A 20,417-nucleotide genomic window follows, 5' to 3' on the forward strand; every position below is an offset into this window, starting at 1 on the left:
GAAACCGCATGTCAAGGGCGATTTCGCGCTGTCTCACGCACGGCCTCGGAGCTGCGGCGATGCGGACGGTTTTGGAAAAAACGTCTCGCTGTGAGACACATTTCCGGTTTAGTATCACAGGTATGGACTGGTTGATCGGCGCCGATCGCCGCGACGCGGGAGTCGAACGCATCTATGCCGCCGCGGCGGCCAGCGCTGCCGCCCACGGCCTGGACCGGTTGAACATCGAGGAGGTCGCCGCGAGCGTGGGCTGTTCGCGCGCCACGGTGTACCGGCACGTCGGCGGCAAGCAGGCGCTGCGCGACGGGGTGTTGGCCCGCGCGATCATGCGGGTCGGGCAGGAGATCGCCCAGGCGGTGTCCGGGCAAACCGGGCCGGAGCGGGTCGCGGCCGCCGTGCTGTCGGCTGTCCGGGTGGTCCGGGCGGACCCACTGGCCTCTGGTTTGGTGCGTGCGGGAGCCCTGGTCGACTTCGATTCGCCGCGCCTGGCGCAGGCGGCGGGCGAGCTGTCCGGGGTCGCGGATCCGCTTCTCGCGGACTGGATTGTGCGGGTTGTGCTGTCGTTGCTGTGCTGGCCTTTGGCCGACGAAAAGGCCGAAGAGCTGGTGGTACGTCGGTATGTGGCCGCGGTAGCCGGGCCGGTGGGCCGCAAGTGACTATCCCGACAGGCGGTCATGACTAGGGCCTTTGCGGCAATAGATTGTTAGGCTAAGCAGATGGCAAGCAAGCCGCCGAGCAAACCGTCGCTGGCAGCGACGAGTTGGACGCTGCTCGGCATGTTGTCGTACGAAGAGGAAATCACCGGCTACGACATCAAGAAGTGGATCGACTGGAGCGTCGGTTTCTACTACTGGAGCCCGTCCTACAGCCAGATCTACACCGAGCTGAAAAAGCTTGAGGGACTTGGCTATCTCGAGTCCCGCGTCGAACAGGACGAGGGCCTGCGCACGCGTCGCCTGTACAGGATCACCGAGGCCGGCATGGCCGCCGTGACCGACTGGACCAACAACGCACCCGTCGACCCTCCGGTACTCAAACACAGTGTGCTGCTGCGGGTTACGTTCGGCCACCTGAGCAACCCGACCAGGCTGCGCGAGCTGCTGGAGCAGCATGTCGCCTATTGCGAGGCCATGGAGCGGCAGGCCGCCGAGGACTCCGACGGTGCCAAGGCCCAGCCGGTGTGGGCCTATTCGGTGATCGCACTGCGCTGGGCGGCCAAGTACTACGCCGCCGAGCGGGAGCTGGCACTCGAGCTGATGAAGGACATCGACGAGGCCGACGCGGTGCTGCAGACCGCGGCGAAAGGCGTTGCGGGCATGCCGCGTTCGATGCCGGGCCTATGGCGCGAGGTCGAACGCGAGGTTCAGGGGCGGCACGGCAGCTAGCCGGGCGTTCCCGTGCGGTGGCCGGGTACGACTGCCGCTCTAGAGGATTTCGACGATGTCGTTCTTCATGGCCTCGGCGTCGGTGCCGAAAACCGCTTGGACACTGTTGCCGACCTCGATGACACCCGCGGCACCCAGCCTTTTCAGGCGGTCTTGATCCACCTTGCCCTTGTCGGCGACTTCGATGCGCAGGCGGGTGATGCATGCGTCGACGTTGACGAGGTTCTCCCGGCCGCCGAACGCCGCGATCACTTGCTCTGCCCTGCTCGCGGTCACCGTGGCCGCCGGCGCGGTCAGTGTCGCGGTCGCGGCGCCGCCGACGACCACCGCGGTGGCGGAGTCCGTACCCTCGCCGAGGTTCGCCTGCTCCTGCGCCTCGAAGTCGGTTTCCGGTTCCCGTCCCGGCGTCCGCAAGTCCCACTTGGTGATGGCGAACCGGAACAGCACGTAGTAGACGACGAAGAAGACAACGCCCATGCCGAGCAGCAGCGGGATGTTCTTCGCGGCCGGGGCCGTGCCGTAGAGGAGAAGGTCGGCCAGTCCGGCGGAGAACGAGAAGCCCAGGTGGATGTCGAGCAGATACGCGATCGCCAGTGACAGCCCCGTAAGCACCGCATGGATGACGTAGAGCGGGAACGCCACGAACATGAACGCGAATTCGAGTGGCTCGGTGACGCCGGTCAGCAGCGCCGTCAGCGCCGCCGCCGACAGGATGCCGACGGCGACCTTCCGCTGCTTCTTGTTCGCCACATGGATCATCGCCAGGGCTGCGGCAGGCAGCCCGAACATCAGAACCGGGTAGAAGCCCGACGTGAAGATGCCTGCTGTCGGGTCGCCCGCGGCGAAGCGTGTGAGTTCGCCGGTGACGACGTGGCCGTCGGGAGTCTGATAGTCGCCGTAGAGGAACCACACGTACGAATTCGGGATGTGATGGAGTCCGAGCGGAATCAGCATGCGGTTGGCGAACCCGTACACGAAGGCGCCAAGGGCGCCCGAGCCCCCGATGAACTTGCCGAGGCCGGTCAGGCCCGCGTCGAAGAACGGGTAGAGGTAGCTCATCGCGAACGCGAGGAACAGACAGGTGACTGACACCACGATCGGGACGAACCGCCTGCCCCCGAAAAATCCTAGGTAGGAGGGCAATTGGATGGTGTGATAGCGGTCGAAGAGCCACGCGGTGAGCAAGCCGACCACGATTCCCGCGAACACGCTGTAGTTGATCTGGGCCTGGGCGCCGGCCTTGTCGACCTCGCCGGCGAGCACGACGGGCGACATGGTCTTGAACACCGCCTGCACCACGAGGTATCCGACGACGGCGGCCAGTGCTGTCGAACCGTCTGCCTTCCTGGCGAATCCGATGGCGACACCGACGGCGAACAACAGCGGGAGGTTGCTGAATATCGCGTCACCGGCAGCGCTCATCGCGTGGAAGAACGGCCCGATGACGGGAGCCTTGATCTTGCCCAATAGATCGTCTTGACCCAGCCGGAGCAGGATTCCTGCCGCGGGCAGCACCGCGATCGGCAGCATGAGGCTCTTGCCGAGCCGCTGCAACTGTGCGAAGCCGGGAACGCGCACGCCCGACTTCTCCTGCGCACCTGTAATTTTCGGTGTGCTGCTCATGTGCGGGACCCTCTTCTGCCGCAGAAACGCCGCCGGGCGCGGAAGTTGTGCGGAAGCTTAGACGAGAACGTGTGGCCGTGAGATCGCGTTCGCCGGCGCTCGTATTGTTGGAGCCCACGAGCAGAGGAGATACGGCAGTGAGTCAGACGTCAGTTCTCGCCCCGGTCGCTGGGCGTGCGGTTCTGCTCGAGGACGTCCCGGACCCCGTCTTCTCGGCGGGCATGGTCGGCTACGGCGCCGCGATCGACCCGCCGCGCAGGGTGATCGACGCGGTCGCCCCGGTCAGCGGCAAGCTCTTGAAGTTGATGCCACACGCCTACGTGGTCCTGACCCCGGACAACGTGGGCGTTCTTGTGCACCTCGGCTTGGACACCGTCGCGCTCAAGGGCGCAGGTTTCACGGCTCATGTCAGTCAGGGTGACGATGTCGCGGCGGGTCAGGTCGTCATCAGTTACGACGTCCCCGCGGTCGAGTCGGGCGGGCTCAATCCGATTGTCGCCGTGGTCGTCATGGACGAACGCGTGCCGGAGAACGTGGTGCTGTCCGACGCGGTTACCTTGGGTGCGGACATCGATTCCGGGGCACACTTTTTCACGGCGAACAAGACTTCGCGATGACCGGTGCGCCGTGCCGGGGATCGTGGGACATTGTGCCCGGGGGCACGGAAGGATTGACCGATGGCTGATCGCAATGTGCTCGGTGCTCCGCTGGAGCCGTGCGGCACCGAGCCGCTGACCGGCTTCTACCGCGACGGCTGCTGCTCGACCGGGCCTGAGGACGCCGGCCTGCACACGATCTGTGCGGTCGTCTCCGCCGAGTTCCTGACGCACCAGCGCTCGATCGGTAACGACCTCTCCACGCCGATGCCGGAATATCGGTTTCCGGGGCTGTCGCCGGGGGACCGCTGGTGCGTGACCGCGGTGAACTGGCTTCGGGCGCACCGCGACGGGTGCGCGGCACCGGTGGTGCTGGCCTCCACCCACGAGCGGACGCTGGAGGTCGTGCCGCTCGAGGTGCTCAGGGAGTACGCCGTCGATGTGCCCGACGATCTCGGCAGCCTCTGAGGTCTACAGCTTTCCGGCCGCATCCCGTCCGGCGATGTAGCCGTACACCAGGCCCTGTGCGATGGTCGCGCCCGCACCCGGGTACACCGCGCCGAAGGCGTTGGCCGCGGTGTTCCCCAGCGCGTACAACCCTTCGATGACGCCGCCGTCCTCGCGGTGCACGCGTCCGCGTTCGTCGGCCACCACGCCACCGCAGGTGCCGAGGTCGCTCAGCGTCATCTTCACCGCGTAGAACGGACCCTTGACCAGCGGGCGCAGGTTCGGGTTGGGCGTCACCGTCGGGTCGCCGTAGTAGCGGTCGTACGCGCTGAGGCCGCGGTCGAAATCAGGATCGATGCCGGCGGCCGCGCTTTCGTTGAACCGCGTCATGCTCTGCTCGAAATCGGCGACCGGGACGCCCATCTGCGCCGCCAGGTCGGCGAAGTTTGTGGCCTTGGCGGCGATACCGGCCTGGTACCAGGACTTGGGCAGCGGCATCCGCGGGAACGAGCCGGCGGCGAAGACGTAGCTGTTGCGGTACTTCTGGTCGAAGACGATCCACATCGACTCGACAGGGGTGCCGGCCCGCTCGAGTTCGAGCACTCGCTGGCCGAACGACATGTAGTCGGTCGACTCGTTGGCGAAGCGCTTGCCGTCCTGATCGACGATGAGCGAGCCGGGCAGTGAGCGCTCGGCCAGCAGCACGGCCGGCGGGCGGCCGTTCGCCGACGCCACCGCCGGGAACCACCAGGCCTGGTCCATCAGCGCCGTGGCGGCACCCAGATCGGTGGCGGCCCGGATGGCCTCACCGGTGTTGGAATCGGCGCCGAGGCTCTCGTGGTCGCCGAGCGAATCGGACTGGTATTTGTGGCGCATCGCCATGTCATGGTCGAAGCCGCCGGCCGCCAGCACGACACCGCGCGTGGCGGTGACGGTGACCTCGCGGCCCGCGTGCGACAGCACGGCGCCGGTGACCCGCCGGCCGTCGCCGGTCAGCCGGACCAGCGAGGTGTCGGTCCAGATCGGAATGCCGGCCTGCAGCACACCGGCGAACAGCCCGGCCGCGAGCGCCTGGCCACCGGCGATGTACTCGCGGCCCAGCAGCTTGCCGCCGACGCCCTGCGCGAGCCGTTTTGCGATGAGCGGCAGGCCTTTTCGCGGCACCCGCGTCATCAGGTTCATCCACTTGTAGTCCGCGCCGGTGGTCGGCATCGGAACCTTGACCTCCATGACGCCGCCGCGCAGCCGGTCCCGGTACTTGCCGAGCACGCGGGCGTTGAGCGGGCGGCATTCGCAGGTGCGCCCGGTGGCCCGGCCGCCGGGCCGCTCAGGGTGGTAGTCCGAGTACTCGCGGGCCCAGAACAACCGCATCGGGGTGGTCCGCCCCAGCATGTCGACGGTCGCGTTGACGTGCTTCAGGAAGCTGGTGGAGCGGGCGGCCGGTGCGGTCCCGTTCACCACGGCGTCGAGGTAGGTCGCGGCGCGATCAGCGGTGTCGGCGGTGCCCTTGTCGGTCAACAGGGGAGTGGTGGGCAGCCAGAGCGCGCCACCCGAGCGTGCCGTGGAGCCGCCGACGTCCGAAGACTTCTCGACGACGAGGACGTTCAGCCCGGATTCCTGACCGCTCAGTGCGGCGGCCAGGCCGGTGCCGGAACCGATCACCAGCAGATCGACGGTGGTGTCAGCGATGTCGAGGCCGGCCGGAATCGTGGCCGCGGCAGATGTCGTCACGGCCGCTAAGCGTATTGCGGCAGACGGTTTTCCGGCCTCGGGCATCCCTGCCAGCGGGATAACACGTGCATTCGCCACCCCGTTGCTGTTAGACCTGAATCATCAAACTGCAGCCCAGTTTTCAATGTAAGGATGGTCCATCAGATGTCGCTGGATGATGTCGATGTTCGCCAGATCGAAGCCGGTGAAGCGCCGACCCGGTTCGCCCGTGGTTGGCACTGCCTTGGCCTGACCAAGGATCTCGGTGACGGCAAGCCGCACTCGGTCCACGCCTTCGGGCACAAGCTCGTCGTGTTCCGTGGGGAAGACGGCCAGCTCAACGTGCTGGACAGCTACTGCCGGCACATGGGCGGCGACCTGAGCCAGGGCACCGTCAAGGGCAACGCGATCGCCTGCCCGTTCCACGATTGGCGCTGGGGCGGCGACGGCAAGTGCAAGTTGGTGCCCTACGCCAAGCGCACGCCGCGGCTCGCGCGCACCGCCAAGTGGGCGACCCTCGAGCAGGACGGGATGTTGTTCATCTGGAACGACCCCGAGGGCAGTGCACCGCCGGAGGACGTCTACATCCCGCGCATCGAGCAGGCGGGCAGCGACGAGTGGACCGATTGGCATTGGTACACAACGGTTGTCAACGTCAACTGCCGCGAGATCATCGACAACGTGGTCGACATGGCGCACTTCTTCTACATCCACGGTGCGGTGCCGTCGCACTTCAAGAACATCTTCGAAGGCCAGGTCGCGACGCAGTACATGAACGGTGGCGGCCGGGAGGACATGCAGGGCACCGAGGGCGCGAAGATGCTCGGGTCGACATCGGTGGCGTCGTACTACGGGCCGTCTTTCATGATCGACGACCTGACGTACCACTACCCGGACGCCGATCACAAGACGATCCTGATCAACTGCCACTACCCGATCGACTCGAATTCCTTTGTGCTGCAGTACGGAATCATCGTCAAGAAGGTCGAGGGTCTGCCCGAGGAGGTGGCCGTCGCAACGGCGCACGCGCTCGGCGACTGGGTGAAGCAGGGCTTCGAGCAGGACGTGCAGATCTGGAAGAACAAGGCCCGCATCGACAACCCGCTGTTGGTCGAAGAGGACGGTCCCGTCTACCAGCTGCGCCGGTGGTACGAGCAGTTCTACGTCGACGCCGCCGAGGTGGTGCCGGAGATGACCGACCGCTTCGAATACGAGTTGGACACCACCGTCCCGCGCGAGGCGTGGACGAGGGAGATGGAAGCCAACATCGCAGCGCGGGCCGCGGAGTCGGTCTGATGACCGCGCGGCCCGACATCCGGCTGGCCGACATGCCGATGGTGCCGGTGGCCTGCCGTGCCTGTGGCGCCGAGGTTTTGGCGCGCAAGGGCAGCTGGCAGCAGACCAGCGTGCAGTGGACCTCCGAGTCGGCCGCGAAGTGCGAGGAACGCCAGCGGGCAGAGTGCCTGCCGGGCCGGATCTTCCTGGCCTGTGGCCAGCTGAAGGAGTCCATCGCCGCGGCGGTGGCGGCCGGTGTCGTGCACGTCGTCCAGGACGAACTGGGCGTGGCACCATAGCCGCATGAGCTCAGACAAGCGGGTCGCGGTCGTCACCGGCGCCAGCAGGGGCGCCGGCAAGGGCATTGCCGCGGCGTTGGTGGCCGATGGCTGGACGGTTTATCTCACCGGCCGCACCGTCACCGACCCTGGCGACGGCGGCATCGCCGTTGCGGTGGACCATCGCGACGACGATGCGGTGGCCGCGTTGTTCGCCCGCGTGGCGGACGAGGCCGGGCGGCTCGATCTGCTGGTCAACAACGCCGCCGTGGTGCACGACAACCTCGTCGACCCGAAGCCGTTCTGGGAGAAGCCGATCGGCCTGGGTGACGTGCTCGACGTCGGCCTGCGGTCGGCCTATGTCGCGTCGTGGCACGCCGCGCCGCTGCTGCTGGCGCAAGAGCGGGGCCTGATCGCATTCACGTCATCGCCGGGGGCGGTGTGTTACATGCACGGCCCGGCCTACGGTGCGCAGAAGGCCGGTGTGGACAAGATGGCGGCCGACATGGCCGTCGACTTCCATGGCACCGGGGTATCGACGTTGTCGGTCTGGATGGGCATTCTGCTCACCGACAAGTTCAAGCAGGCGTTCGACGCCGACACGCTGGCCAAGGCCGCGGGCAACTTCGAAACGCCGGAATTCGTCGGGCATGTGATCAATGCGCTGTACCAGGACCCGGACCTGGATGGCATCAGCGGGCAGACCGTGATCGCCGCCGAAGAGGCCCAGCGCTACGGCATCACCGACGTGGACGGCCGGACGCCGCCTTCGCATCGGGCGATGCTTGGTGATCCGCGGGTGCCCAGCGACGTCATCGTCCGCTGAGCGGACAAATCAGACTCGGTCCGCTGAGCGGACAAATCAGACTCGGTCAGCTGAGCACCCGCGGAAGTTCTGGCCCCGCAGGGATCTAGCAGTGCGCGCCGCCGTCGATCCGGATCTCGGTGCCGGTGAGGAACGCGCCGTCATCGGAAGCCGCCATGGCGACCACCGCGGCAACCGCGCTGGGGTCACCCAGGTTCGATTCGTTGCCGGTGTTGAGCATGGGTACCTGCTTGGTCCACAGGCCGTAATCGGTGCCCTCGGGCATCTTGGAGAACGTGCCGTTGGCCAGCGGGGTGGAGACACCACCGGGCTGGATGTTCACCGCGCGCAGTCCCTGCTTGGCGTATTCGAGGGCCAGCGAGTGGGTGAAGCTCAGGATGCCGCCCTTGCTGGCGGAGTAGGCCGCCATGTACGGGTGGGCGTAGCTCGCCGAGGTCGAGGTGAAGTTGATGATCACGCCGCGCCCCGAGGCCAGCAGGGCCGGCAGGGCCTGGCGGGTCATCAGGAAGGTGCCGGTCAGGTTGACCGAGATGATGCGGTTCCAGTCGGCCAGCGTGGTTTCGTGGGTGTGCGAGCAGGTCTCGATCGCGGCCACGTTGACCAGTACGTCCAGGCCGCCCATGTCGGCGATCGCGGCGTCGACGCCCTTGGTGACGGCTTCTTCGGACGAGATGTCGAGCACCGTGGTGGTGAGACGCGCTGCGGTACCGGCCTTTTCGGCGGCTTCCTTGGTGCGGGCCAGTCCGTCGGCGGAGATGTCGCACGCGACGACGGTGCCGCCCTCATCGAGCAGGCGGGCCACGGTGGCCTGGCCGATGCCCGAGCCGGCACCGGTCACGATGACCCGGCGGTCGCTGAATCTATCCATGCTGCAAGTCCTTTCGTTGCCGAAGGATTCTTGCGGTACTGGTGTTCCCGTGAACAGCCGTTGCCCGGTCACCGGGATGCCTTCTCAACCGGCAGTTGGCGTGAGTTTGTGGATGGTGCCGCCGAGATCGGTGCTGTACAAGGCGTGGGGGTCCCAACCGGGGCCCGCGCCGAAGCGCACCGAAGTGCTGCCGAACATTCCCGAGGCCAGAATGCATGCGGCGTGCTGGTCGGGATCGATGCGGACGATGTCGCCGCCGTCCATGGCCAGGTAGATCAGGCCGTCCGGGCCGACCGTGAGGTCGTCGGGGAATCCGAATAGCCCGAACAGTCCCAGATTGACGGTGCGGATGTGGACCGGGTTGTCCAGATCCACGACGGCCAGGGTGCTGACGGGATGCAGATCCATCGATGCGATCACGGCGTTGTGGGCAGGGTCGTAGGTCAGGCCGTTGGCCATGGTCACCGATGGGGCGAAGCGTGTTTCGTGGGCACCGTCCGCGGTGATCCTGGTGAGTCCGGTGGTCCAACCCAGGTTGCGCGAAACGATGAACGAACCGTCGGGCAACCGGGCCATGCCGTTGGGCATGGTGAGTTTGGCGGCGATCGTCGTCAGTGCTCCGGTGCCGAGATCCACTCGGTCGATGGTGCCGTCTTTGCTGCCGAATATTCCGGACAGGAAACTGTTGCCAGTGGTGAAATAGGCAGCGCCGCCGGCGACGGTAATGCTGCCTGGCGCAGCGACATTCGGTACGAATGTGCTGCCCCTGCCATCGGGCGTGAGGCGGTAGAGCTGCCCGGAATTGCCGACCGTGCGCGACACCAGCATGGTGCCCGAACCGTCGAACCCGAGGTTCTCCAATGAACCCAGGCCGCTCGCGACGGTGGAGGCGCGCCACGGGCATCGGGAGATCGCCACAGCAGAGGCCGGAGTCGCCGGACCGCCGAGAACGGCCAGCAGCGCCAGTAGTGCGCTCAGCGCCGGCCAAGCGACGGGGCCACGCTGCCGGTGTCGCACATCTCGCATCGTCATGTCCCTTCCGCAGGCCTGAGTACGTTGTCGTACTCGCACGTCAGGGCACAGTACGATAACGTACTGGCATGCGCAACAAGGAGGTCGGCAGCGACGTCGAAGGTGGTGAATCGCCGGACGTGGCCCGGCAGCGATTCATCGACGCACTCGCTGCCCTGATTGCCGAGCGCGGCTATGCCGCGACGTCCGTGGTCGACATCGTGCGGGTGGCACAGGCCTCCAAGACGACTTTCTACCTGCACTTCGCGAACAAGCAGGAGTGCTACCTGGCGTTGCTGGCTTCGGTGACCGACGACCTGGTTGCCGACATTCGGCAGGCTGTCGATTCAGATGCGCACTGGCACAAGCAAATTCGTCAGATGTTCACCGCATATATCGCGCATCTCACTGCGCGCCCGGCGATTTCGCTGAGCTGGATACGCGATCTCCCGGCGTTGGGGGCGGCCGCCCGTCCGATTCAGCGGCGCAATTTCGCGGAACTCGCGGCGCTGCTCGAAGAACTCGCCACCAACCCGGGGTTTCAGCGCGCGCAACTTCCTGCCATCACCAGGCCCAAGGCCGTGATGCTGCTGGCCGGCGTGCGCGAGCTGGCCGCCCAAACCGCCGAAGACGACCGGGAGATCGAAAGCGTCATCGGCCCGGCCACCGACATCGCGATCAGCATCCTCGCGGCGGGGCAGTGACTTCGGTTCAGGTGTCGAGCGCGTCGACGGGCACCCGGCCTTCGTCAGTGACCGAGGCTGGGGCGGCGGGCTCCGTCGCATCTGGGCGGCGCCGCCGGACCACCTCGAAGGAGCTCAGGATGACCAGCAGGGTCACGCCGCTCATCAGGAACTGTGATCGCGTGCCGGGTAGGAACGCCATCGCCAGGATGACGGCCGCCATGAGTGCGATGGTGGCGTAGCTCAGCCAGGGGAACAGCCACATCTTCAGTTTCAAGCTGCCCGGTGCGCTCCGTTCGACGCGGCGGCGCAGCACGACCTGGGAGATGGCGATGATCAGGTAGACGAACAGCGCGACGGCACCGTACGAGTTGATCAGGAAGTTGAACACCACGTCGCCCCACACGTAGGTCGCCGCGACCGACGCGTAGCCGACGGCGGTGCCCAGCAGAATCGCCCGGCGCGGGACCCCGCTGGCGGACAGCTTGGTGAAGAACCGCGGGGCGTCGCCAGAGGTGGTGAGCGCGAACAGCATTCGCGAGGTGGTGTACAGCGCCGAGTTGAGGCAGGACAGCACCGCGGTCAGCACGATGAAGTTCATGATCGTCGCGACGCCGGGGATGCCCAGAACCGTGAGCACCGACGCGTAGGGGCTGATGCCCACGCTCTTGGTGTTCCACGGCTGGATGGCCACCACGACGAGGATCGATCCGACGTAGAACCCGATGATGCGGAAGACGATCGACTTCATCGCCCGCGACACGGCGCGCTCGGGCTCGTCGGATTCGGCGGCGGCGATGGTGACGATCTCGGCGCCGGTGTAGAACGCGACGCAGGGGACCACGGCGGCCAGCACCGCGCCCCAGCCGAGCGGCGCGAAGCCGCCGTGATCGATCAGGTTGGCCAGACCGGGTGTGGAGTGCGGCCATAGGCCGGTGATCCACAGTGCGCCCATGGCCAGGAACACCACAATGGCAATGACTTTCACCGACGAGAACCAGTACTCGAATTCCCCGAACGAGCGCGCCGAGACCAGGTTGCTCGCGGTGAGGGCGAGCATGAGGCCGAGGCTCAACAGCCACAGCGGCACCGCGGGGAGCCATAGATGCAGGATGCGTCCGCCGGCGACGGCTTCGACCGCGACGACGATGACGAAGAAGTACCAGTACATCCAGCCGGTGACGAAGCCACCGCGGCGCCCGAGGGCCTGCCGGGCGTACACGTAGAACGAGCCGACCACGGGTTGCGCCACCGCCATCTCGGCGAGCATCCGCATGATCAGCAGCGTGATGATGCCGGCGACCAGGAACGACACGATGGCCGCGGGTCCGGCGCTGCCGATCACGACGCCGCTACCGACGAACAGCCCGGCGCCGATCACCCCACCGAGTGCGATCAGGTTCAAATGCCTGCGCCGCAGCCCTTTCGCCAGCTGCGCGTCGCTGGCTTTGATCTCTGAACTCACCACCGACGCGACGATGCCGCAATTGTGCGCACCGCTCCATGGTTGTGTTCACCATGCGTTAATCGGACCTAGCTGCGCGCCGCTAATACCAGGGCCCAGGCCAGTACGCCGGCGGCTGCGGTGTTGGCCAGGCCGCGGATCACGTTCCAGTGCACCCAGGTCGACTCGAACTGCGCCCGGAGCGTCGCGAGGTCGGCGGGCGCGGTCGAGGTGGCCGCGGTGGCGAGCTTGTTGTTCAGCGGCACGTTGATCGTGGACGTGATGACGAGGCTGATGATGTTGAGCGCCAAGCCGATTCCGACCCAGATCAGCACCGGGCGGGCATCGGGCTTGAGGCAGAACGCCCCTGCCAGTGCGGTGAAGCCGACCGACCCCAGGAAGGTCAGCATGAACGGCGGGTTGACGATCACCACGTTGATCTTGTTCATCACGTCGATGAAGGTCCGGTCGTCGAACGCGCCGAGTGCGGGCATCACGGACACCGCGTAGGAGTAGTAGAGACCGGCCAGGAGTCCGGAGGCCAGCAGGGCAACGATGAGCGCGATCATGCCGAGGGATTGGGGCAGCTTGCTGAAGGTCATGGTCCGACCGTATTCAGCGAGTGCTGGACGATCCATCGTCAAAAGGCTCATTTACATACGCGAGCGTCTACTCTTGCGTATGTGGACGCCCTGGCGGGATTGCTGGAAGGGCCACGCGCCCGTGGCGCGTTTCTGATGCGGTCGTTGCTCGACCCGCCGTGGTCGTTGCGGGTGGAAGACCAGGCTCCGCTGACCATCGTCGTGGTGGCCCGCGGATCGGCGACCGTGTTGCCGGACGGCGCGGCGGGCCGGGACCTCGAGGCCGGCGACATCGCGATATTCCGTGGGCCCGACGGTTACACCGTTGCCGATGACGCCGCCACCGCGCCTCAGGTTGTCGTGCACCCGGGCCAGTTCACCACGACCGTGGACGGTGAACCACTGTGTGAGGCACTGAGTCTCGGAGTCCGGAGCTGGGGCACCCGCCCGGATGCCGACACGCTGCTGATCACCGGTGCCTACGAGGAGGTGGGCGCCGTGTGTCGCCGGCTGCTGAGCGCGCTGCCACCGCTGGTGGTGGTGCGGCGGGGTGAGGTCAACGGCATGCTGGTGGACCTGCTGCTCGACGAGATGTCGTGTGACGAACCGGCGCAGGGCGCCGTACTCGACCGGATGCTGGATCTGCTGACCATCGCGGCGCTGCGCAGTTGGTTGGCCCGCGAGGATGCCCCGGCCTGGTATCGCGCCTATCGAGATCCGCAGGTGGGTACGGCTCTTCGGTTGATCGAGAACAACCCGGCACACCCGTGGACGGTAGGCTCGCTGGCTGCCGAGGTCGGGCTGTCACGGGCGGCGCTGGCCCGGCGGTTCACCCAACTCGTCGGCGAACCGCCGATGGCACTGCTGACCGAGATTCGTCTGGCGCTGGCCACGGACCTGCTCCGCGGATCCGACGCCACCATCGAAACCGTGGCGCGCCGGGTCGGCTATAGCACGGCCTTCGCGCTCAGTACCGCGATCAAGCGCCGGTATGGGATGAGCCCCAAGGCAATCCGCGCCGAGTTCGCCTAGCGGGTCTTGGCGAACCGGCGGTGCCGCCACACGTACTGCGGGATGCCGCGCACGGGGACGCCCTTTGGCCAGCTGTCGGGCCGGAAGTAGGCGTCGGTGCCGCCGTCGACGAAAATGACGCTGCCGCACAGGAAGTCGGCCGAGTCCGACAGCATGAAGGTGATCCAGTTGGCGAGGTGCACGGGATCACCGAAGTTGCCGGTCGGGATGGGGAAGGCGCGTACGGCCTTGCCCTCGCGCGGCGAATCGAGCTGAGCCTGCAGCAGCGGCGTCATGATGGCCCCGGGCGCCAGCACGTTGAGTCGGATGCCGCGGCCGGCCCAGTCGGCCGTCACCGCGGTCTGCCGGACCCAGCGGGCCACGGCGATCTTGGAGGCGGCGTACATGAGCGCGGAGGCGCCGCCGCCGAAGAAGCGCACGGCCCGGGCTGCGCGGTCGGCGTCGCCGGCCAGCAGCGCGCGGATCGCGCGGCGGGGGACCGCGGGCACCGTCGTGCTGGAGTTACTGCCCAGCGCAACGACTTTCGCGTTGCCGGCGGCCGCGAGCGCCGGGCGCCACGCGGTCAGCAGGTCGACTGTGCCGAGGTAGTTGATCTGGGCGATCAGGCGGGCGCGGTCCTTGCCGTCACCGGGGCCGATCCCGGCGGCCAGCACAGCGCCGTCGAGCTTGCCCTCGGACAGTTCCAGCACGCGGGTGGCGGCGGTACGCCGGCCGTCCGCGGTGGACAGGTCGGCGATGACATCGGCGTCCTTGAGGTCGACCCCGATGACCGTATGACCCTGAGTGCGTAACTGTCCCGCTGCTTGGTATCCCATGCCGGATGCCGAACCGGTCACAGCGTAGGTGCCGATGATGAACTCCTCGATAGGTGGGGAATCGCCGTCTAGTTGGCGAGCAACTTGGTCACTGCGTCGGCCACGTCACGACGGGCACGGTGTGCGATGTCGAGCACGGGCATGGTCAGGAAGCCGTGAATGGCACCGTAATACAACTCGGTGACCGGCACGCCCGCGTCGCGCAACGCCTCGGCGTAGGCCAGGGCCTCGTCCCGCATCGGGTCGTAACCCGTAACCACGAGCACCGCCGGCGCCACTCCGGCGACGGATGCGGACAACGGTGCCGCGTAAGGGTTTTCGCGGTCGGTGGTGTTGGGTACGTACTGGTCCCAGTACCACTGCATGGCGGCGGTGGTGTTGTAGTAGCCGGTGCGGAACTCGTGGTACGAGCCGTAGGTGAAATCGGCGGTCAGCACCGGGTAGAGCAATACCTGCGCGGCCAGCGGCGCACCGCCGCGGTCCCGGGTCATCAACGCGGTGACCGCGGAGAGGTTGCCTCCGGCGCTGTCGCCACCGACCACGAGCTTCGCCGGGTCGCCGCCGAGTTCGGCGGCATGGGCGGCGGCCCATTGGGTGACGGTGTAGACGTCTTCTGCGGCAGCCGGCCACTGATGTTCGGGCGCCAGCCGGTAGTCGACCGAAACCACCACGGCAGGAATCGAATTCGCGAAGCTGCGGCACAGTCCGTCGTGCGAGTCCAGATCGCAGAAGACGAACCCGCCGCCGTGGGCGAACACGAAGATCGGCAGCGGCCCGCCCGGCTCATCGATGGTGGGTCGGTAGATCCTGACTCGGATGCCGTCGACCTCGGTATCGGTGACCGAGCCGACAGGTTCTGGTTCGGCAGGTGGGACGTACCGTCCGCGGATGGCGGCGCGCGCTTGCGCGCCGGTCATGTTGGGCAGGTCGGGGAAGCCGCCGTTGAGTGCGTCGAGCAGGCCGGCAATCTGCCGATCCAGGCTCATGCGCGATCCGCTCGCGCTACTCGCTGGTGACTCACGCGTACTGGAGCGCCGGACCCATGCGCAGCGGGCGCATCGGCTGCAGCGTCGGTGCCACGCGGGAATCCTCGGCGTTGCGCCAGATGCCCATGGCGGTCATGCGCACGGGCGCGGTCAGCTGTTCGAAGGCCATGCGGTTCATTGGACCACACACGGAGACGGCGGCGACGGCCTCACCCTGGCGGCCGATCGGCGCAGCGACACAACCGAATCCGGGCACCGACTCTTCGCGCTCGAAGGCGACGCCGTGGGCGCGGACCTTGGCCAGTTCGGTGGCGAGCTGGGCACGGTTGGCGATCGAGTACTTGGTCTTGCGGCTCATGAGGTCGACCTCGGCGTCCTGGTTGTAGGCCAGGATCGCCTTGCCGACGGCGGTACAGTGCGCCGGCTGGCGGCCACCCACCCGCGACGGCAGCACGGTCATCATGCCGTTGCCGACCTTCTCCAGGTAGACGACGTCACCGCCGTCGAGCACGGCGAGGTGGACGACCAGGCCGGTGGCGCGGTGCAGTTCGTGCAGCAGCGGGCCGGCGGCACGGTGCAGGCGATCCTGGTGCACGGCCAGCGAGCCGAGCTCCACCAGACGCATCCCCAGTTCGTAGTCGCGGCCGTTGCGGCGCAGCCAGCGCAGCTGGACCAGGCGCTCCAGCATCCGATGGGCGGAGGAACGGGGCAGACCCGTGCGACGCACGATCTGCGCCAGGGTCAGGCGGCCCGGGCCGTCGAACGCGTCGAGGACCAGCGATACCCGGTCGATGACCGCGCTGGGGGTGGTGGATTCGACTGCTGCTGTCATGTCGGCCTCCGAGCTCCGTTGCTTCGTGTACATATTCCTATTAGGAATATGACTGTTTGTATCACACGTCGGTGGGGCTTGTCACACATTTCGCAGGAACGCGGCAGAATATATGCACGACGAAGTGCCCCCAAGCCGGCTGGCAGGGGGCACTTCGTTTGTCGATCTTGCAGCTCATGGCCCAAATTTGGGACACGATCCCGTGGTTACCGTGGTGGCGACACGCGTAGTGACGACACGCCGGACCTGCGGTTTCAGCTCTGCGCCGCGGACCTCCCGGCCCGGCGCCCGTAGAAGCTGCCGTCGCCCAGGGACACGCCACTGGCATAACCCCAGGCAGACAGGCCCGCCGCGCTGCGCCCGGCGGCGAAGAGGCCGGGAATCGGCTCGCCGCTGACATGCAGCACCCGGCCGTCCAGCGTGGTCAACAGGCCACCGAGGGTGAACCCGCCGGTGCTGTTACGCAGGTCGATCGCACCGACCGGTGATCCGATGGGACGCAGCCACTGCGGCTTCTTGTGCAGCAGCGGGTCCTCGCCGCGCGCGGCGTGCTCGTTGTAGTAGGCCACGGTGTGCTGCAGGACGCCGTCCGGCAGCCCGATCTCGGCTTCGAGTTCGGCCACCGTCTCGCAGACCCAGGTGGCAGGCCGGCGCAGGAACGGTGTCGCAGACGTTGCGGCCATCGCCTCCTCCTGAGCATCGCCGTCGATGATCAGATAGGCGGCGTTGTCCTGGTAGTACAGCGTCTGCTGGCCGATGCGCCCGGGATAGGTGTCCTCGGCGATATAGCGCTGGCCGAAACCGTTCACCAGGATGCCGCGGACCAACTGCTGCGGATCGCAGAAGAACGCCACCTCGGTGGCATCCATGTGCGCCAGGTCCGCGCCCAGAACCTGGGCCATCCGGATGGCCCGGCCGTCGTGTTGCTCGATGCTCGCCGCGGGACGGCCAGCGATGCGGGGTGCGTACTGCGCGACCATCTCGTCGCTGTAGGCGAAGCTGCCCGAGGCCAGCACCACGCCGCGGCGGGCTTTGATGGCCACGGTGTCGCTGTACTGGCGCGCGACGATGCCGACCACCCGGCCGTCCGCCTCGGTGATCAACGACTGCACCTCGGTGTCGTACACCGACCGGACGCCCTGCGCGGTCGCGGTCTCCACCAGCGGCTTCATCAGCATGTAGCCGCCGCTGCGTTCGCCCGTCACCTTGCCGACCATCTGCGGCACGTGGCCGCGCGGTGCCGGTGAGGCAATGGTGTTGTACGGGAAGGCATTTTCGCCACCCGTGAACATCAGGCCCTCGTCACCTGGCGGCTCCCAGCCCGGTTCACCCCAGAACACCGGCTTGAACGGCACGCCACAGCTCACCAGCCAGTCGTAATGGGCCACACTGCCGGCGCAGTAGTCGTCGATCCGTTCGGCATCCGCGCCCGGGCCCATGGCCACCTTCAGGAAGGCGGCCATGTTCTCGACGGAATCCTCAAAGCCACAAGCCTTTTGGAGCGCCGTGCCGCCGCCGAGATAGATGAACCCACCGGCCATGGCGGCGGCGCCACCCCAGCCGCCGGTGCGCTCGACGACCAGCACGTCGGCGCCGCCGGCAGAGGCTTCCACCGCGGCGGCCGCGCCGGCGATGCCGTAGCCGACGACGACGACGTCAGCTTCGTCGTCCCATGCGGTGATGGACGACGCCGGGACCGGGAACAGGTCAGTGCTCATGGCAGCATGGCCCGCGGCGGAACGCCCATCCACTCATGGCCCCAGTAGCTGTCGGCGGTGATTTCCTCTGCGGTGTAATGCCGTTCGTCGACCGACATGCCCTCGGTGCCGAACTCGATGTCCCAGTCGCCGGGCGAACGCACGTAGAACGAGACCATCTTGTCGTTGGTGTGCCGGCCCAGCGTGGAGGACAACTGGAAGCCGTCCCGGTTCACGCGGTCGAGCGCCTGCCCGACGGCATCGAGGGTGTCCACCTCGACCATGAGGTGGATCAGCTTCGGGTCGCGCAGCGTCGCGGCCGGGCAGATCGCCAGGCTATGGTGCCGCTCGTTGATGCCCAGGAACTGCACCCGCAGCGGGCCGAACTCCGGGGGAGCGGGCACGCGGAAGGCGCCGCGGGGCAGGAAGCCCAGCACGTCGGTGTAGAAGTCGAACAGTCCCTTGGCGTCCTGGGCCGGCAACACCACGTGGCCGAGGCCGAGGCCATCGGTGACGAAGCGGGCACCGAACGGCGTGACGACGGGGCTGTGGTCCAGCACCGCACCGTGGAACACCTCGACGTCGTTGCCGGCCGGGTCGACGAAGGCGATGACCTCGTCGACGCGGCGGGCGTCGGCCTCTTCCAGGGACAGCTGCTTCCACGGCACGCCGGCGCCGTCCAGGGCGGTCTGCACCCGGCGCAGCGCGGCGCCGTCGCGGACCTCCCAGCCCACGGTGACGATGCGGTCGGCATCGCCCGGCACCACGATGATGCGCGCCGTGCGCTCGTCCATCCGCAGGTACAGCGCGTCGGGGTCGGGACCGCTACCGGTCGCGAAACCCAGTACCTCGAAAGCGAATTGGCGCCAGCGCTCGATATCGGCGGTCTGGACCTTCACATAGCCCAAGCTCTTCAGATCGGTCACGTCAGATCATGCCTCGCAGCGGGCCCTGGGGATCGACGCCCAAGCTGCTCAGCGCCGACGCGTGGAACGTGGTGCCCGGGACGTGGATGGCATGCGCCTGGCCAACGTGTGCGTCACGCCAGTAGCGCTGCAGCGGCTTGTCCATGCGGGTGGCGTTGCCGCCGCAGCGGGCGAAGATTTCGTCGACCGCGGACACCGCGCGCCACACCGACCGGATCTGGGTGCGCCGGCCGGCGGCGCGGTCCTCGAAGGACACCTCCTTGCCGGCGTCGACCATGTCGTAGATGCGGTCGGCGTTGGCCAGCAGTTCCTGGCGGGCGGCGTTGATGTCGGCGGCGGCCTCACCGATGGCGTACATGACGTAGGGGTCGTCCTTGATGGCCACACCACTGGAGTTGACTCGTTCGCGCTGGTAGTCGAGTGCGGCGCCCAGGGCGCCCTCGGCGATACCGATGACGGCGGACGAGATGCCCAGCGGGAACATCGTCGACCACGGCATCAGGTACAGCGTCGAGGTCATGCCGGCCTCGCGCTGGGCGCGGCCGTCCATCACCTTGGTGGCGTCCATGGTGCGGTAGGTGGGGACGAAGGCGTCCTTGACGATGACGTCCTTGGAGCCGGTGCCGCGCAGGCCCACGACGTTCCAGGAGTCCTCGACGATTTCGTAGTCGCTGCGGGGCAGGATCATGTGCAGCATCTGCGGCGGCATGAGGGGCTTGCCCTCGGCGTCACCGAGCATGGCGCCCAGGAAGATCCACTCACAGTGGTCGGTGCCCGAGCTGAACTGCCAGCGGCCGTTGAAGATGTAGCCGCCGTCGACCGGCCGGGCCACGCCCTGCGGGGCGTACGGGGAAGCCACCCAGGTGTCGGTGTCGGATGCCCAGATCTCGGCGGCGACCTTCGGGTCGGCGTAGGCCAACTGGTAGGGGTGGACGCCGACCACACCGTTGATCCAGCCCGCGGCGGGATCCAGGGCTGCGGTCGCCATCACGGTCTCCGCGAACTCGCGCGGGTGCACCTCCAGGCCGTCGTATTCCTTGGGCTGCAGCAGCTTGATATTGCCGGCGGCCTTCATCATCTTGACGGTCTCGTCGGGCAGCTGGCCCAACTTCTCTGCTTCCCAGGCTTGTTCGCGAAGCTGGTCGGCGATGTCACCGATCTTGTCGATAACCCGCTGGGTCATGGTCGTTTTCCTAACTCCTGTGATGGGCTAACTAATGGTTTACCGCACCCGCTGCGCACCGGGAGGCTGTTCCCGGTCAGCGGGCGAAATTCCGTTACCCGAAGTCGATTCGGGCGTTGTCGGTGACCGGACCTGCCTGGCACGCCAGGATCAACCCGTCGAGGTCCACCTCGACGGTGGCACTCACATTGCTTTCCGTCATACCGCCCGAGTGTTGAC

Annotated in this window: 21 protein-coding genes; 9 read left to right on the top strand and 12 right to left on the bottom strand. The window is 67.1% G+C overall.

Features of this window, described 5'->3' with window-relative positions; translation table 11 throughout:
- The first annotated feature begins 122 nt into the window (after positions 1-122).
- Together A7G45_RS27250 and A7G45_RS32805 are read left to right on the top strand one after the other, a co-directional pair.
- The gene (locus tag A7G45_RS27250) at positions 123-656 is read left to right on the top strand and encodes a TetR/AcrR family transcriptional regulator (RefSeq protein WP_260941454.1); all 534 of its coding nucleotides are present in this window, start codon (positions 123-125) and stop codon (positions 654-656) included.
- Positions 657-716: 60 nt separating this feature from the next.
- On the top strand, positions 717-1,385 hold the full coding sequence (locus A7G45_RS32805; RefSeq protein ID WP_260972490.1) for a PadR family transcriptional regulator: 669 nt from the start codon (positions 717-719) through the stop codon (positions 1,383-1,385).
- 39 nt (positions 1,386-1,424) lie between these two features.
- On the opposite strand, the gene A7G45_RS27265 is transcribed toward A7G45_RS32805, so the two are convergent.
- Positions 1,425-3,008: a PTS transporter subunit EIIC gene (locus tag A7G45_RS27265; RefSeq protein ID WP_344257970.1), complete on the bottom strand. Its 1,584-nt coding sequence runs from the start codon at positions 3,006-3,008 to the stop codon at positions 1,425-1,427.
- A 137-nt stretch (positions 3,009-3,145) separates the two neighbouring features.
- On the opposite strand from A7G45_RS27265, the gene A7G45_RS27270 reads away from it, so the two are divergent.
- Positions 3,146-3,625, top strand: coding sequence for a PTS sugar transporter subunit IIA (locus A7G45_RS27270; protein WP_260941455.1), 480 nt, complete (start codon positions 3,146-3,148; stop codon positions 3,623-3,625).
- Between the two features lie 60 nt (positions 3,626-3,685).
- Entirely contained in the window at positions 3,686-4,072 is a 387-nt protein-coding gene (locus tag A7G45_RS27275) for a DUF2237 family protein (RefSeq protein WP_260941456.1), read from the top strand.
- Positions 4,073-4,075: 3 nt separating this feature from the next.
- Here A7G45_RS27275 and A7G45_RS27280 read toward each other — a convergent pair whose 3' ends face one another.
- The gene (locus A7G45_RS27280) at positions 4,076-5,827 is read right to left on the bottom strand and encodes a 3-ketosteroid-delta-1-dehydrogenase (protein WP_344258015.1); all 1,752 of its coding nucleotides are present in this window, start codon (positions 5,825-5,827) and stop codon (positions 4,076-4,078) included.
- Between the two features lie 99 nt (positions 5,828-5,926).
- On the opposite strand from A7G45_RS27280, the gene A7G45_RS27285 reads away from it, so the two are divergent.
- The 3 genes from A7G45_RS27285 to A7G45_RS27295 are packed head-to-tail and all read left to right on the top strand — an operon-like array spanning position 5,927 to position 8,140.
- A complete protein-coding gene (locus tag A7G45_RS27285) occupies positions 5,927-7,057 on the top strand; it encodes a 3-ketosteroid-9-alpha-monooxygenase, oxygenase component (RefSeq protein ID WP_260941458.1) in 1,131 nt (376 codons plus the stop codon).
- On the top strand, positions 7,057-7,335 hold the full coding sequence (locus A7G45_RS27290) for a ferredoxin (RefSeq protein ID WP_260941459.1): 279 nt from the start codon (positions 7,057-7,059) through the stop codon (positions 7,333-7,335). The genes A7G45_RS27285 and A7G45_RS27290 overlap by 1 nt, the downstream gene beginning before the upstream one ends.
- Positions 7,336-7,339: 4 nt before the next feature.
- Positions 7,340-8,140: an SDR family NAD(P)-dependent oxidoreductase gene (locus tag A7G45_RS27295; protein ID WP_043986772.1), complete on the top strand. Its 801-nt coding sequence runs from the start codon at positions 7,340-7,342 to the stop codon at positions 8,138-8,140.
- An 85-nt stretch (positions 8,141-8,225) separates the two neighbouring features.
- On the opposite strand, the gene A7G45_RS27300 is transcribed toward A7G45_RS27295, so the two are convergent.
- Together A7G45_RS27300 and A7G45_RS27305 are read right to left on the bottom strand one after the other, a co-directional pair.
- Complete coding sequence (locus tag A7G45_RS27300; protein ID WP_260941460.1) at positions 8,226-9,008, bottom strand: SDR family NAD(P)-dependent oxidoreductase; 783 nt, start codon at positions 9,006-9,008, stop codon at positions 8,226-8,228.
- An 84-nt stretch (positions 9,009-9,092) separates the two neighbouring features.
- On the bottom strand, positions 9,093-10,040 hold the full coding sequence (locus A7G45_RS27305) for a hypothetical protein (protein WP_260941461.1): 948 nt from the start codon (positions 10,038-10,040) through the stop codon (positions 9,093-9,095).
- Between the two features lie 68 nt (positions 10,041-10,108).
- On the opposite strand from A7G45_RS27305, the gene A7G45_RS27310 reads away from it, so the two are divergent.
- Positions 10,109-10,723, top strand: coding sequence for a TetR/AcrR family transcriptional regulator (locus tag A7G45_RS27310; protein WP_043986770.1), 615 nt, complete (start codon positions 10,109-10,111; stop codon positions 10,721-10,723).
- Positions 10,724-10,730: 7 nt separating this feature from the next.
- Here A7G45_RS27310 and A7G45_RS27315 read toward each other — a convergent pair whose 3' ends face one another.
- A complete protein-coding gene (locus tag A7G45_RS27315) occupies positions 10,731-12,167 on the bottom strand; it encodes an amino acid permease (protein ID WP_260941573.1) in 1,437 nt (478 codons plus the stop codon).
- A 68-nt stretch (positions 12,168-12,235) separates the two neighbouring features.
- Positions 12,236-12,748 (bottom strand): anthrone oxygenase family protein, encoded by a 513-nt coding sequence (locus A7G45_RS27320; RefSeq protein ID WP_260941462.1) that lies wholly within the window; start codon positions 12,746-12,748, stop codon positions 12,236-12,238.
- 81 nt (positions 12,749-12,829) lie between these two features.
- On the opposite strand from A7G45_RS27320, the gene A7G45_RS27325 reads away from it, so the two are divergent.
- Positions 12,830-13,759 (top strand): AraC family transcriptional regulator, encoded by a 930-nt coding sequence (locus A7G45_RS27325; RefSeq protein ID WP_260941463.1) that lies wholly within the window; start codon positions 12,830-12,832, stop codon positions 13,757-13,759.
- Here A7G45_RS27325 and A7G45_RS27330 read toward each other — a convergent pair.
- The 6 genes from A7G45_RS27330 to A7G45_RS27355 all read right to left on the bottom strand — a co-directional run bounded on the left by A7G45_RS27330 (position 13,756) and on the right by A7G45_RS27355 (position 20,198).
- Complete coding sequence (locus tag A7G45_RS27330; protein ID WP_260941575.1) at positions 13,756-14,610, bottom strand: SDR family oxidoreductase; 855 nt, start codon at positions 14,608-14,610, stop codon at positions 13,756-13,758. The two genes, A7G45_RS27325 and A7G45_RS27330, sit on opposite strands and share 4 nt — an antisense overlap.
- Positions 14,611-14,642: 32 nt before the next feature.
- A complete protein-coding gene (locus tag A7G45_RS27335) occupies positions 14,643-15,560 on the bottom strand; it encodes a LipP1 family hormone-sensitive lipase (RefSeq protein WP_260941464.1) in 918 nt (305 codons plus the stop codon).
- A gap of 31 nt (positions 15,561-15,591) precedes the next feature.
- Positions 15,592-16,392 carry an IclR family transcriptional regulator gene (locus A7G45_RS27340; RefSeq protein ID WP_043393948.1) on the bottom strand — a complete coding sequence of 267 codons (801 nt, stop codon included), beginning with the start codon at positions 16,390-16,392 and terminating at the stop codon, positions 15,592-15,594.
- A 254-nt stretch (positions 16,393-16,646) separates the two neighbouring features.
- The gene (locus A7G45_RS27345) at positions 16,647-18,110 is read right to left on the bottom strand and encodes an FAD-dependent oxidoreductase (RefSeq protein WP_260941465.1); all 1,464 of its coding nucleotides are present in this window, start codon (positions 18,108-18,110) and stop codon (positions 16,647-16,649) included.
- Positions 18,107-19,015, bottom strand: coding sequence for a biphenyl-2,3-diol 1,2-dioxygenase (bphC, locus tag A7G45_RS27350; protein ID WP_260941466.1), 909 nt, complete (start codon positions 19,013-19,015; stop codon positions 18,107-18,109). Before bphC ends, A7G45_RS27345 begins: the two co-directional genes overlap by 4 nt.
- 1 nt (position 19,016) lies before the next feature.
- Positions 19,017-20,198: an acyl-CoA dehydrogenase family protein gene (locus tag A7G45_RS27355; protein ID WP_043393489.1), complete on the bottom strand. Its 1,182-nt coding sequence runs from the start codon at positions 20,196-20,198 to the stop codon at positions 19,017-19,019.
- Positions 20,199-20,417: the final 219 nt, after the last annotated feature.

The organism is Mycolicibacterium llatzerense (assembly GCF_025331195.1).
Taxonomy (GTDB): domain Bacteria; phylum Actinomycetota; class Actinomycetes; order Mycobacteriales; family Mycobacteriaceae; genus Mycobacterium; species Mycobacterium llatzerense.